Annotated in this window: 14 protein-coding genes, 1 tRNA gene and 1 pseudogene; 5 read left to right on the top strand and 11 right to left on the bottom strand. The window is 64.3% G+C overall.

What is annotated here, in order from left to right; translation table 11 throughout:
• Positions 1-74 precede the first annotated feature (74 nt).
• The 3 genes and pseudogenes from DAI20_RS09940 to DAI20_RS09930 all read right to left on the bottom strand — a co-directional run bounded on the left by DAI20_RS09940 (position 75) and on the right by DAI20_RS09930 (position 1,336).
• The gene (locus DAI20_RS09940; protein ID WP_108250646.1) at positions 75-371 is read right to left on the bottom strand and encodes a rhodanese-like domain-containing protein; all 297 of its coding nucleotides are present in this window, start codon (positions 369-371) and stop codon (positions 75-77) included.
• 51 nt (positions 372-422) lie between these two features.
• Positions 423-725 (bottom strand): annotated as a pseudogene (locus DAI20_RS09935) (rhodanese-like domain-containing protein); the annotation flags it as partial.
• An 8-nt stretch (positions 726-733) separates the two neighbouring features.
• The gene (locus DAI20_RS09930; RefSeq protein WP_108250383.1) at positions 734-1,336 is read right to left on the bottom strand and encodes a rhodanese-like domain-containing protein; all 603 of its coding nucleotides are present in this window, start codon (positions 1,334-1,336) and stop codon (positions 734-736) included.
• 125 nt (positions 1,337-1,461) lie between these two features.
• Here DAI20_RS09930 and DAI20_RS09925 point away from each other — a divergent pair, with 125 nt between their 5' ends.
• Together DAI20_RS09925 and DAI20_RS09920 are read left to right on the top strand one after the other, a co-directional pair.
• On the top strand, positions 1,462-1,719 hold the full coding sequence (locus tag DAI20_RS09925) for a metal-sensitive transcriptional regulator (protein WP_108250382.1): 258 nt from the start codon (positions 1,462-1,464) through the stop codon (positions 1,717-1,719).
• A gap of 27 nt (positions 1,720-1,746) precedes the next feature.
• Entirely contained in the window at positions 1,747-2,202 is a 456-nt protein-coding gene (locus DAI20_RS09920) for a DUF302 domain-containing protein (protein ID WP_108250381.1), read from the top strand.
• Between the two features lie 209 nt (positions 2,203-2,411).
• On the opposite strand, the gene DAI20_RS09915 is transcribed toward DAI20_RS09920, so the two are convergent.
• The 7 genes from DAI20_RS09915 to DAI20_RS09885 all read right to left on the bottom strand — a co-directional run bounded on the left by DAI20_RS09915 (position 2,412) and on the right by DAI20_RS09885 (position 9,992).
• Positions 2,412-3,305, bottom strand: a complete 894-nt coding sequence (locus DAI20_RS09915) for a hypothetical protein (RefSeq protein WP_159084989.1) — start codon at positions 3,303-3,305, stop codon at positions 2,412-2,414.
• Between the two features lie 595 nt (positions 3,306-3,900).
• Positions 3,901-4,752 (bottom strand): hypothetical protein, encoded by an 852-nt coding sequence (locus tag DAI20_RS09910; RefSeq protein ID WP_159084988.1) that lies wholly within the window; start codon positions 4,750-4,752, stop codon positions 3,901-3,903.
• Between the two features lie 6 nt (positions 4,753-4,758).
• A complete protein-coding gene (locus tag DAI20_RS19125; RefSeq protein WP_108250378.1) occupies positions 4,759-5,043 on the bottom strand; it encodes a helix-turn-helix domain-containing protein in 285 nt (94 codons plus the stop codon).
• A gap of 110 nt (positions 5,044-5,153) precedes the next feature.
• Positions 5,154-5,723 (bottom strand): hypothetical protein, encoded by a 570-nt coding sequence (locus tag DAI20_RS09900; RefSeq protein ID WP_108250377.1) that lies wholly within the window; start codon positions 5,721-5,723, stop codon positions 5,154-5,156.
• Between the two features lie 72 nt (positions 5,724-5,795).
• Positions 5,796-7,646: a site-specific integrase gene (locus DAI20_RS09895; RefSeq protein WP_159084987.1), complete on the bottom strand. Its 1,851-nt coding sequence runs from the start codon at positions 7,644-7,646 to the stop codon at positions 5,796-5,798.
• A 679-nt stretch (positions 7,647-8,325) separates the two neighbouring features.
• The gene (locus tag DAI20_RS09890) at positions 8,326-9,471 is read right to left on the bottom strand and encodes a tyrosine-type recombinase/integrase (RefSeq protein ID WP_159084986.1); all 1,146 of its coding nucleotides are present in this window, start codon (positions 9,469-9,471) and stop codon (positions 8,326-8,328) included.
• A gap of 86 nt (positions 9,472-9,557) precedes the next feature.
• Positions 9,558-9,992 (bottom strand): Flp pilus assembly complex ATPase component TadA, encoded by a 435-nt coding sequence (locus DAI20_RS09885; protein ID WP_108250374.1) that lies wholly within the window; start codon positions 9,990-9,992, stop codon positions 9,558-9,560.
• Positions 9,993-10,174: 182 nt separating this feature from the next.
• Here DAI20_RS09885 and DAI20_RS09880 point away from each other — a divergent pair, with 182 nt between their 5' ends.
• Positions 10,175-10,948, top strand: a complete 774-nt coding sequence (locus DAI20_RS09880) for a VOC family protein (RefSeq protein WP_108250373.1) — start codon at positions 10,175-10,177, stop codon at positions 10,946-10,948.
• A 30-nt stretch (positions 10,949-10,978) separates the two neighbouring features.
• A tRNA-Leu gene (locus DAI20_RS09875) sits at positions 10,979-11,060 on the top strand.
• 106 nt (positions 11,061-11,166) lie between these two features.
• On the opposite strand, the gene DAI20_RS09870 is transcribed toward DAI20_RS09875, so the two are convergent.
• Positions 11,167-11,346 (bottom strand): hypothetical protein, encoded by a 180-nt coding sequence (locus DAI20_RS09870; RefSeq protein WP_108250372.1) that lies wholly within the window; start codon positions 11,344-11,346, stop codon positions 11,167-11,169.
• 205 nt (positions 11,347-11,551) lie between these two features.
• On the opposite strand from DAI20_RS09870, the gene DAI20_RS09865 reads away from it, so the two are divergent.
• Positions 11,552-12,307, top strand: coding sequence for a DedA family protein (locus tag DAI20_RS09865; protein WP_108250371.1), 756 nt, complete (start codon positions 11,552-11,554; stop codon positions 12,305-12,307).
• Positions 12,308-12,327: the final 20 nt, after the last annotated feature.

Here is a 12,327-nt window from a genome sequence, read left to right as displayed (position 1 = left end):
AAATGAGGGATGTCGGGGCTCGGCGAGGAGAGGACGCCGTTTTCAGGCGATCGTTCGAGCCGGTCGTGTGCCGTTCAGGTGGTGGGAAGACCCGCACGTGTCCAGGCGATCATGCCGCCGGCCATGGTGTCGGCGCGGTAGCCGGCGGAGGTGAGCGCCTCTGCCGTGATGGCGCTGCGGTTACCGCTGCGGCAGACGACGATGATCGGCGTCTGGGCGTCCAGCTCGTTCAGGCGCTGACCAAGTTGACCCATCGGAATGTGAATCACGCCGGGAATCATCCCGCTGGCAACCTCGCTATGCTCCCGGACGTCGAGGACCTGCTCGGTGGCTCGGCGCTGGTCGGCTTCGGTGATGCTGATCTCCGACATGGTTTCCTCCCCGTTATCGCTTTGAGAAGGTTCCCCGGCGGCCAACCACGCGGTGATCCCACCGCGAAGCGAGTGGGCGGCGTATCCGCGATCGGCGAGCAACTGAGCGGCGGCCGCCGAGCGGACGCCGGTTCGGCACACCAGCACCACGGGACGGTCCTTCCGGATTCCCGCGGTCGTGCTGTGCAGTGTGTCCAGTGGCAGGTTCTTCGCGGAGGGAACATGACCGACGCGCCATTCGCGCACAGTGCGGACATCCACCAGGCTCGCCCCGGCGGCCAGGAGGTCCTTTGCCTCCGCTACCGACACGGTCGTTGAAGATCTTCGGAACAGTGCTGTGACCTTCTCGAACATCCCCACGATCACGCAACCTGTTCGCTCGTGTCGGGGAGTTGTGCGATCGCGGCCGTCGGGGTGATCTCGTTCGTCGCCCTGTTCCACGGCAGGACCGCGAGGACTCGGCTTAGGGCGCACGTGTTAGTCGCTGCGGAGAAGGTCAGCCCCGTCCCGATCGCGCCGGCGAGGGACCGCAGGTGTGGTGAGAGGAAACGTCCTCCGAGCAGGCCGAGCACGACGAGGGAACCTGCCGCGAAACGCACCTGCCGCTCCATCGCCCACCGGTCAGAGCCTCGGACAACATCGCCGCCGGCTGCCGCGAAACCGGGCACGCCACCAACGAGCACATACGCGGTGTCGAGGCCTGCGGCGGCCAGCCTCTGGCGTGCCTGCTCAGCGCGGGCACCCGACTGGCAGGCGAGCACCACCCGGCTGCCCAGACGCTCCGCCACCTGGTCTGCATGCTCGGCCAGATGCGGCAGAGGAACGTTGTAGGAACCACGGATGTGCAGGGATTCGAACTCCGCTGCAGAACGCACATCGAGCACGACCAGGTCCTCATGCTGCGAGACCCAGCTCCGCAGAGTCTCCGGCTCGAGGGCGATCACCGTGGTGGGAGGAACAGTCATGAAGTCCTTCTTTGCTAGAGGCGTCGATCAGGAACGACCACCACCTTTACACATACCCCCTGGGGTATGCAAGACACCCCAGGGGGTATACGCTGGAGGTTCATGACGCTCAAGGAGATACCCGCATGAACCTCGATCCCGCCGACCTGACCCCGGTCATCAACCGGCTCAAACGCGCCCAGGGTCAACTCGCCGCCGTGACCCGGATGGTTGAGGACGGCCGCGACTGCAAGGACGTCGTCACCCAGCTCGCCGCCGTCTCCAAAGCCCTCGACCGGGCGGGCTTCGCGATCATCGCCGACACCCTCGAGAAATGCATCACCAGCGCCGACGGGACCATGGACCGGAAAGAACTCGAAAAGCTGTTCCTCTCCCTCGCCTGAAAGTCCCCCCGCCGAACCAGGAGCGACATGTACACCAACGCCATCACCCTCGACCTGCCGCACGCTAAAGCGCTCACCCGCGTAAAAGACGCCCTCAGCGTCCAGGGCTTCGGGATCCTGTCCGAGATCGACGTTCGAGCTACCTTCGAAACCAAACTCGGCACGGCGGTCGCTGAGTCCCTTGGTGACTACATCATCCTCGGCGCCTGCAACCCGCACCTGGCCAGCCGCGGGCTTGCCGCCGACCCCAGCCTCGGCGCTCTCCTGCCATGCAACGTCGTCGTCCGACGAAGCCCTGAGAGCACCCACACGACCGTTGAAGCGATCGACCCGCAGACCATGGTCCAACTAACGGACAACGAACACGTCGCTGCCGTCGCCACCGACGCCGATACACGCCTGCGAGCAGCACTCGAGGCACTCACCGCTACCGCGGGCAGCGACAACGACAACGACAACGACAACGACAACGACCGACGATAGATTGGTGCGACACCGGGCAGAGGGCCGAGTCTCCGCACCGGATATGACCGCGCATAGAGAATCGCCTTCGTGGATGACCGTGCTCTCGCGTCAGTCCGTCCAAGGCCGCTGGCCCTGACCGTCCAGAATCTGAAGCAGATCGCGCACGCACAGCGAACTCCAGTTTATGAAGGCCTGCGCGTAGAAGAGCGCGGTGAACTCTTCCGGTCTCACGGAGCCGTAGTCCCGGAGCTGCGGCGAGCGTTGGTGATGACCTGACTGTCCGAGATGTTGTCCAGGTCGGTCCACTCGTTGTCCTCGTCGTCGCGCTTCGCCGCCGGGTCGTAGTCCGGGTCGTACACGCGGCCGGTGCGGCGTGAGGCGCTCCGTCGGACGATCCGGGCTCCTTGACGCTTCGACGGCCGTCGGCGCATCCTCCGGCGGTTGAGGTACTTCCGTTGGCGGGCGCGGCGGCGAGCGTCCAGACGGCTGATCACTTGTTCGATGGGTTCCAGCGCCGCGGCTTCCTCGGCGCGGCCGAGGCTGTGCAGGAGGTCAACTTCCAACTCGCGATTCAGCCGCAGAAGGTTCGCTTTCGCCGTTCTGCCGACGGGCGAAGGATGAGCACCGGCCGTGCCTCCGTGCCCCGGCAGCCGCGGCGCCCGAGTCGATACAGCCACACCCGCTCCTTGGTATCTGAGCGGCTCAGAGGGCAGCTCCCGAAGCGGAACCAAAAGCACCCCCGGGAACCGCGCCAAAGTGATGGGGCTGATCACCGCGGTGACAACGGCCATGCCCACTACGGACAGCCACCCACCTACGGGGGCGCCGACCGCTGTGCAGACGCCGTGCGCCAGAAGCAAGAACAGGACAAGGCCCATTGCAGTGTTCTCAGGCCACAGGGAGGTGTGGGTGGCCGGCACCCACCGAGTGCGCGACAGCTGTGAGGCCCACACATCTCCTGCCAGGAGGTAGGCGAGGAAGACGAACAAGGCCGTGGTGGTATAGGCCGGTTCGACCGTGACCAGCAGCGATCCGACGGTCAATATCAGCAGGAGGACGACAAGGGGCGCTCCCCGATCGATCCGGGACGAGGAGAGCGGTCGAAGCACAGGTTCGCTCATCGCGCGGAGCCGCGGAGCAGAAGGTAGCGGATTAGCGAGTTTGACAGCTTGGCAACCACGACTCCGACGAGAGACGCCAGCACGATCGGAACGAAGTGGCAGGGCCAATTTTCGCGGAATCTCGGAGACCCTCTTCGAGGGGGACGCGATCTCTCCGGTTCAGCTGATGCCGGTGGTCGATCTGGAAGGGGCGGCAGGGCGTCGATTTCCGCGTCGCGGCCCTCTACTTTCAAAATGCGGACGAGGAGCCCCCGAGCGATCCTTGCGAGGGTGGAACCGGAGATCTCACCCGAAAGGTCTTCCAGAGTCACGCCGAACTCGATGAGATCCTCCGTCGAGAAGCCGTACGTCGGTGGCCCCGGTAGCAACAGGGGCAAGTCACCCCTCGCGTAGGCTGCAGCGAGGCGCCGCGCCCTGACGGCGCCGAGAACGTCGGCGGGAAAGTCAAGCTCCGCTTGCTTTGTGGTCCACTGCCGCATCCTCGAATTCACCCCTCCCAGCGCCACTCGACGGTTGTTTCGGGGCGGGGCCGATCTCCGCTCCGATTTCGATTCCGCGGACTCGTTTGTCGACCGAAAATGTCCAGAACCCTTGGTCATGGCTGATCCGAATCGATCAACGCGAAGCTCCGGATTTCGAGCGTCCTCGAGTCGAGGATCGCCATGCTCTTCGATTCTGGAAGCCCACACGCGTCGAGTAGGACCACGTGCGTCTCGAACGCCTCTCCATTTACCGCATACGTCACACGCGTGTCGACGTGGTGCTCGTAATGCGATCCGACGTAAACCCGCGGACGGACTTGCAGGAAGCCATCGTGGAAGGTTTCCTGACCCCCGCGCGCGTACACGCGCCCGCTAGCCGGCCACCGGTGCGCGGTACTTGCGAGAAAATCCTCGAGAGGCCGGACGTGCAGAGGTGCGTCGTGGCCGATCATGATCTCGGCGCGCTCGCTCCCAAGGTCAGCGAGATCCGCTGAGGTAATAGCTTCCTGCTCCCAGTGTCCACGCCAGGCGTCTGCAGAGCTGGCGCCTCCGAGGGCGGCTAGGCGGAAATCCCAAAGTCGCGTCCGGTACCCGCGAGGCAGGTGAAAGATCCTTGAGGTGATCGGCCGGAGCCCGCTGGGGTGGAGCGCGTAACTCAGCAGTTCGTCGAAGTTGTCCTGGTTGCCGTCGACGAAGAGCAGCCATTGATCGGCAGCTTCCAGCTCCTGGTTGACCCACTCGAGGTCGGGGTGGTCGCGACGAGAGTTGAGTAAGCCGAGATCGCCAAGTTGGATGATCACACGCACACCGAGCTGACAAAGCTTTTTCGCCGCACGAATTGCGTAGAGCGTGCTCCCGTTCACGTCTCCTATGAGACCGAGCCTGGCCACAGAGGATAACGGAACGAGGCCGAAGGGCCTTGTGGTCGGCCCATCGGGCGGGGCGGTCGACACCACCACGTCCACCTCAGATCAACTGTCGATGTCTACGAGTCCCGGCCACAAGACCACCCCGAAGCCTCGTTCAAGCTTCGCGATCGTCTCTAAATCGGGCCAAACACGACCCTGCAGGATCGCCTGGATGGTCGAGTGATCGACCCCGGTCACGTCTGCCGCCGCTCGTAGCGATTTCGCCCCGAGCGCTGATCGGAGGTTCAGCGCGAAGCGGCGCGCTACTTCACCGCTGGGATCCGGCGATGGCACGTTCGGCCAACTTTCGGTGCGCGCCAGCGGTGGCGTGCGCGTGGGCCGTGGCATACGACGAGCGTAGACGACACGCCGTAGCGCGATTTTCAGTGCTGTTCATACCTGTTTATTGTAATACACAACAGCGCGCCGTGCTGCGGTAGTTTCAGTTGGAAGGCAGGTCACGGAGCCGGCGGTGGCGGCGCCCCCGGGAGCCTCTGCCGCTGCGGGGTCAACGGAGTCACGTTCAACCGCTGATCCGATAGCGCCTCGGCGAGGGCGACTCGAACTGCTGCGAGGGCGTCTTCGAGTTCTGCTCGCACGCGCTGGGCCTCGTTCAACCTGCGCTTCAAGTCGAGATTCTCGGCCTGAAGCCGATCGGACCGCGAAAGCGCTTCCTGGATATCCACCTGGGCGGTCGAGTCGAGCGCCAGCAGCTTTTCGCCGAGCAGCTTGGATCGAGCGGTCTCCAACTCGGACACCCTGTCTGCAAGGCGTCGAATCTCGTCGCGTTGCCGGATGACTTTAGTCGCGAGCGTAGAGCGGTCAGCGACACGCCCCTCTTGCACGGTCGCTTGATCAAGTGCAACCCGCGACCGCGCATCCTCCCTCAAGGCAGCCACTTCCTGAACCTTCGCATGCAGCACGGGGCGACTGTGTATGAACTCGCGCGAGACGCCGGCCCGGCGCGCGACCGCCGCAATGGTGAGCGGCTCATCGGACTCGGCGGCTGCATCCAAGGCCTGCAGCACCGCTAGATTCTTATCCTGAGCAGCCTTAGCCTGAAACCGTCGGAGGCCTTCGGTAGATGGTTGGACCATCACTCATTCACCCCGGAAGAGAGAGCGTAGATCAATGCGACGGTGAGCTGTTGCTCGTCGGCGCATGTCGGACATCTTATCGAGTGCCGAAACGATCTTTTCGCGCTCCTCGCCAGCAAGAGTGGCGATGTAGGAATCTATGGCGCCAATGATTCGATCGCAGTCAGCCACCCGCGCTCGATAGTGGCTGACCATGTGACTGTCGGGAGCGATGATTTGCAGCCGCTCAATCTGCGCCATCAGGTACTGCCGCTTTGCCACCATCCCGTCTTTCTCGAAAGGGTCGACGAGAAAGAATGGGCACGACTCGCACGCGTAATCCATCGCACACGCCGCACCACCGGCGGCAACGTTGCGCGGTTCCGTGCAACTGCCGAAAGCAACCCCAATTCTGTTGTAGCTCTCTCGTTCCCTATCGAACGGCACCAGTTTTCCAAGGAAGTTGAGTCGCCGGGGCGGCAAGGCAGCCATCGCCCTCATGCGGCGTTGCTTCGTGACGGCGTAGTACACCGCCGTGGTGTTCGCGTTAGAGTGTCCCATCCATTCTCGAAGCACGTCCTGCGGTACCGCCTCGCGACCAAACTGATCCGTTGCGTCAGCATGCCGCTGGGCGTAGGCGTGCCGGAAGGAGTAAGCGTCGATGGTTGATAGGTCGAAGTAGATCAGGTTGCCTTCCGCTCCCTCGACCTCGGAATCGTAAGGAGCGTCGCGCTCAATGATGTCTATGAAATCGTGTACGCGCGCAAGAAGAAACCCAGGATCAATTGGCAAGTCGCGTCGACGCGGTGATGGAAATAGCCATCTCGATTCCACCCCGGCCTGCTTCTTGAACGCCTGCCATTCCCTGATCGCATCGTGCGTCTCTTGGTCTATTGGAAGGCGCCGCCCCTGCCCCCACGGCGGTTTGCCCTGGATCCACTCAAGGTAGGCGTTTCCCGCGTTGTCGTAGCTGAGACAGTCGTTCAAGAGGCGTACCGTTTCACCCGTGCGCCGGCCACACCGCTCATGAAGGTATAGCAGGAACCGCGCCTCAGCCGTCTGGTAGGAGGTCCGGCGCTCCAAGAGGTGAAGGTGGTCCATCAACCAATCGATTATCGGCTGAGGAACGAACCGAAAGGGCTCGTCCAAGGTGTCAACGGATCGGCCGCGGGCTGGCGTGCCGTTCGGCCGGTGCCGCGAGCGATCAATCTCAAACTCGGCGGGCACGCGCTTCCAGACTGGAACGGCATCCGTGTTAGTGCGCGCGAAACGGATGATTGCCTGCAAAGCGGCGATGTGCCGTCGCTGCGACAATTCGGTGGTCCAGCGCGCTCGTATAGCGCGCATTATGGCGTCGATATCAGCACGGCCGAGAGCCGCGATCCGGGTTTGCCGAGCAACCAGGACATCATCAACGAGTTGCACGACCAGCCCGGCCTGCGAAAGCTCTGAATACCCGTGCGGCCCTCCCTCCAGAAGGAACGCTCGCATCGTATCGAGCAGCCACGAGGTTTTTATCGGGCGCAGGTCGATTTTCGCATTTCGCCCAACAGACTTCGTCGAGTATCGGAGGTCGAGATCAAGAATGAAGTAGACGTTCGCCGGTCGATTGTCGATACCGGACCATTCGCGATGGGCTTCATCGATTCGGTATTGGAGGTCACGCAACATCCCGGTGGCGTTGCGATCCTGGTTTCTCATGGTCAGCGCCTCAAGGCCGACGGCCGTCGTGAGTTCTGACCGCCGGAGGTGAAGATATGCACGACGAAATTCCAGGGGCGTCATCCTGGCCGTATCGGAGAGGTCTCGTTGCTGAATGGCGTACAGCAGCTCCCAGCGGAGTGGCTCGGGTAAGAGGCCAAAGGGCAAGGCCATCACCTCTGAGTATGAGGTCGTCGAATCGGTGTCGTGAGGAACTTCAACCGCGAGCCTCAGCCAGGCCTCGACCGAGTGCTCCGCTGAACTTCGCGCGGTCGCCCAACGCTTGTAGCGGTAGGAATGAGCGCCGCAGAGTCCGTACTGGCCCCATGCGTCAGCCTGACAGATGACCGCCAGACAGCGTGTTAAGGCTTGGAGGCCCTTCGGGTTTCGCGCCTGGATCCAGTCCTCTGGGTCCGGCCTAGGAGACCTCCTTGCGGCCCAACTCTTGAAAGTGGTCGCGTGACTGATGCAGAGTCCGCGGGTCCCGTGGGACCGCTGACATCCAATGACGATACATCCTCGGGCTTTCGGGCGCCTGACCCGGGGAATCAGAAGCCACTCGCTCACTTCAAATGCTGAACCAGCGGCCGCCTCGGCCTTGCCTCGTGCCGTAAGGCATGTCGGGCACAACCCGCGATGCTCGAGTCTGACGCCGCAGCCTTTCTTCTCGCAGACCGTGATCGCCGTGGTCGGGTCGGCGGGATCCGGGGTGTAGACAAGTGACTCTTGGTCAAACTCTCCTGAGCGCCAGTCAAACTTGATCCGAGATCTGAGGAACTCCTGCCACGTCACCGCGGCGTGCGAGGCAGTGGGAAGCCTCAGTGGAGCGTCTCTCACAGCTTGGAGCACCACTTCACCCTCCTGCCAGGACCATCCGGCGGGGCTTTAGCGCTATCATTGCCGCGCGCTCCGCTTTCTCCGTATCGTGAACGTAGACCTCTATCGAACTTCGGCTGCGGTGACCTAACAGTACCGAGACGACATCCCGTGGCTGAGGAGTGCAGTCGATCCCGCGCAGAAGCCGAGTCGCAAATGTATGTCGCAGTATGTGCGGGCCATCCATCGGGAATTTGATTGCTTCGCCACACCGCTGGATAAGGTCGCGCACTCCCGGATACCTCATAGCCGAGCTCCGGTGAGGCCCGCGCGTGTAGAGATTGACGAAGACGTGCTTGGACGCATCCGATTCACCTAGATTTCCCATGCGCTCGATCACGTAATCGATATAACGGTCGACTAAGAACTGTTGCACAAAAAGCGTCCGCTCTTGCCCCTTAGCACGCGCTTCGTTCTCCACCGGGTTCGAAGTCCTGACGTGAAGATGAGGGTCCCGGATGTTACAGTTCGATCGCCGGTCGCCTCCCCCGAAGTGCATGTCTGCCGTAAAGAGGGAAAGGGCCTCGCCCGCACGGATACCGGTGAAGTAGAACAGGTCTACGAGGAGCCTGTCTCGCTTCCGCAACTCGAGTTCCTCTAGCTCCCCGCGTGCATCGGCGTTATCTATCCAGGCGGCTTTTCTGGTGTTGCGAAACTCGCGTCGATCACGTAGCCGCGCCGATGTGACACGTCGAATTGCACCGCGCTCCCCACCCGCGGCGCTGCCAGCCGGAAAGTACTTCACCTCCGTCATTTGTTGAGCGACATCTGAACGCAGATAGCGACGGGAATCCGCCCACTCGTAGAAGGATCTCAAAGCGACTATGTATAAGCGGATGGAATCTGGGCTTAGCCTGTCTCCTGCCGCGAGGCCTCGCCGCCACAGGATAACGTGCGACAGCTTTGCTGCCCGCCAGTCCTCCATCGTGACGACCCAGGAGAGGTAGTGCGCAACTTTGCGACCGTAGCTGATCATCGTGTGCGGAGAACGTCCGACGTCCGCCAACGCGGCGAGCCAAAGGGAGGCTGTGTGCACCTCGTCCTGCTGATCGACGATGACGAACCGCACAGAGCCGTCGGGCAGCACGGCGCGGTCGAGTCGGTAAAACTGAGGGATCGTCACGGATGCAGGTTACTGACCGCCACCGACAGTTGTCAGTCCTACAGCAGGCCTCGCTCTCGCTGCTGACCGTCGCTGACGGCGTTGGCTCACCCACAGATAACGTCGGGCAGCGAAGCGTCGACGAACGGCGAGGACAGGTCCACCCGCCGCCCGGAGGACTGCAGCATCCGCTCGACCAGGTCCCGCACCTCCCCGTCCGTGAGCACGGTCGTGGTCAGCTCCGGAACGCCGTCCCGCGCGACGAACACGCGCGTGGGCGAGTTGATCCAGATCTCCTCGACGGTCGGATCGTCCAGGAACGGCTGGATCGCGCCGAACCCGGTCAGCGTGTCGACGACCTGACGGGCGACCGCCGACTCGTCGGCGACGACGGGCGTCGCCCCGCCGAGCGCGCGCTCGCTGTACCGGCGCACCTCGTCCTGCACGTAACGGGTCGCGGGCCCGCCCTCGGCCAGGTCTACCCCGTCGCGCCGCACACGCTCGCGCACCCTCTCGGCGATGATCTCGGCTGCGGACGACACCGCAGCATTCTCGGCCGCAGGAGAACCGGCCGGAGCGAGTTCTCCACAGCCGGGCGAGGGGCCGCACGGCGGAATCTGGGGCACGGGCGCTCCCGCATTGGACGGTCGCGCTCACTACCATCTGGGTACCGGCGCACCCGAAGCGCCGGTGCTGCGCAGCGCCGCGCACAAAGGAGTCCGCCATGCCCACGCGAGCCTTCACCCCTTCCGGGGCCCCGATCTGGATCGAGCTCTACACCCGCGAGCCGACGGTGTCGGCGCGCTTCTACTCCCAGCTGTTCGGCTGGACCACCGATACACCCGCGGAGGAGAACGGCTACATCGCCTGTCGGCTGAAGGGGTCCGTGCTCGCCGGCATCAGCGCTGCGGACGTCGGGTCCGGCGCGCCCGAGGGCTGGCTGGTCTATCTCGCGTCGCCGGACGCGTGCGCGACCTCCGCCGCGGCGGAGACCCACGGCGGCGATGTGCTCGTCGAGCCGTTGGCGATCGGCAGCCTGGGCACCATGGCGCTCGTGGCGGACCCCGGGGACGCGCTCGTGGGCGTGTGGCAGCCGGGCGACCATCCCGGCACCGAGATCGTGAACGAGGACGGCGCACCGGTGTGGCACGAGGTGGAGGCGAGGAACTACGCCGCGTCCCTCGACTTCTACCGCAACGCCTTCCTCTGGGAGACCGAGGTCGAGAGCGACACCGACGAGTTCCGCTACTGCGTGCAGGTCTTCGAGGGCCGCCCGTACGCGGGGATCATGGACGCCGACGCGCTCCCGCCGGAGGACGGGCTCTCGCGCTGGCGGGTCTACTTCCAGGTGGCGGACGTCGACCGGGCCTGCGCCGACGCGGTGCGGCTCGGCGGCACCGTGCGCGGCGAGCCGGAGGACACGCCCTACGGCCGCATGGCCGAGCTGGCGGATCCCGTGGGCGCCGTCTTCAACGTCATGGACCCCGCGGAGGACTGAAGCCGGCGGCCCCTACACTGGGAACCGCCCGCGGGAGTGGTGAAATTGGCAGACACGCAGGATTTAGGTTCCTGTGCTTTCGAGCGTGAGGGTTCAAGTCCCTTCTCCCGCACCGACGGCACCGACGGCGCCGACGGCGCCGAACCACCCGGGCACGCAAAAAGCTGCGACAGACCGGGGGTCTGCCGCAGCTTCAGGATCCGAGGGATCCCGCCGATCTAGCGCCTGCGCTCCATGGCGCCGATGATCTGAACCGGGATGAAGAACGCCGCGGTCACGGCGAGGATGCCGATGAAGAACACGAGCATCTCCCAGCCGGGAACCCCGAACGACGCTCCGAGGAGGAAGACGCCGCCGAGGAAGAGAAGCGCCGAGACGAGGAAGGCCACGATGTTCATGCACCCATTCTAGGAGTTCTCCCCCTGTCGCGCGCACACGCCATGGACGCTTCCCCCGCGCGCATCGGCCGCTCCCGCTTTGGGGGGAAATCCCTCGGTTCGGCGACCACCCTGCGCGCTAGTGTGATGAGCACCGCGCGCGGCGAGAGAGTACCCCCATCGGTCGCCCCGTGCACGTGACCAGCGAACTGGAGAACCCGAACCCGTGGCGCCCACCGCACTCATCCCCTTCCTCGATCCGGAGCAGTTGATCCAGGGTTTCGGTGCGTTCGCGCTGCTGGGCATCTGCTTCATCGTGTTCGCCGAGACCGGTCTGTTCGTCGGCTTCCTGCTGCCCGGCGACACCCTGCTGGTGATCACCGGCATCCTGACGTTCTCGGGCGTGATCGAGATGGACATCTGGTGGGTCTGCCTGGCGATCGGCTTCGCCGCCTTCGTGGGCGGCGAGGTGGGCTACTTCATCGGGCACAAAGCCGGGCCGAAGGTCTTCGAGCGCAAAGACAGCGGCATCTTCAGCCGCGAGAACGTGGTGCGCACCAACCGGTTCTTCGAGCGGTTCGGCGGCCTCGCCGTGATCCTCGCGCGGTTCGTGCCGGTCGTGCGCACCTTCGCGCCGCTCGCCGCCGGCGTCGGCCACATGAACTACCGCAAGTACTCGCTCTACAACCTGATCGGCGCGCTGCTCTGGGGCGCGGGCCTCACCTACGCGGGCTATCTGCTCGGGTACATCCCGCCGCTCCGCGACTTCGTCAGCCACTACATCGACATGATCCTCCTCGGCGCCGTCGTCGTGACGATCGTCCCGACCGCCATCCACTACGTGCAGTCCAGCCGGAAGGCCAAGGCCGCCGCGGCGGCGGAGGCGGCCGCCGGACGCAGCCGTGCCGAACTGCTGCTCGACCCCGAGGACTTCACCCAGCACCCGAGCCCCGGCTACCACGGCGAGGTCAGCGACCGGTAGCCGAGGCCGGCCCGCGCACT

This window comes from Planctomonas deserti, from assembly GCF_003067705.1.
Classification (GTDB): Bacteria; Actinomycetota; Actinomycetes; order Actinomycetales; family Microbacteriaceae; genus Planctomonas; species Planctomonas deserti.
The sequence above is the reverse complement of the archived record's forward strand: the minus strand, read 5'-3'. Positions and strand labels throughout refer to the sequence as shown.

What these genes read in the sequence shown, in the direction of transcription:
- DAI20_RS19125 (WP_108250378.1), bottom strand. Translation starts at nt 5,043, where the DNA reads ATGCCACGGCCCACGCGCACGCCACCGCTGGCGCGCACCGAAAGTTGG.
- DAI20_RS09940 (WP_108250646.1), bottom strand. Translation starts at nt 371, where the DNA reads ATGTCGGAGATCAGCATCACCGAAGCCGACCAGCGCCGAGCCACCGAG.
- DAI20_RS09915 (WP_159084989.1), bottom strand. Translation starts at nt 3,305, where the DNA reads ATGAGCGAACCTGTGCTTCGACCGCTCTCCTCGTCCCGGATCGATCGG.
- DAI20_RS09925 (WP_108250382.1), top strand. Translation starts at nt 1,462, where the DNA reads ATGAACCTCGATCCCGCCGACCTGACCCCGGTCATCAACCGGCTCAAA.
- DAI20_RS09930 (WP_108250383.1), bottom strand. Translation starts at nt 1,336, where the DNA reads ATGACTGTTCCTCCCACCACGGTGATCGCCCTCGAGCCGGAGACTCTG.
- DAI20_RS09880 (WP_108250373.1), top strand. Translation starts at nt 10,175, where the DNA reads ATGCCCACGCGAGCCTTCACCCCTTCCGGGGCCCCGATCTGGATCGAG.
- DAI20_RS09920 (WP_108250381.1), top strand. Translation starts at nt 1,747, where the DNA reads ATGTACACCAACGCCATCACCCTCGACCTGCCGCACGCTAAAGCGCTC.
- DAI20_RS09870 (WP_108250372.1), bottom strand. Translation starts at nt 11,346, where the DNA reads ATGAACATCGTGGCCTTCCTCGTCTCGGCGCTTCTCTTCCTCGGCGGC.
- DAI20_RS09895 (WP_159084987.1), bottom strand. Translation starts at nt 7,646, where the DNA reads ATGGCCTTGCCCTTTGGCCTCTTACCCGAGCCACTCCGCTGGGAGCTG.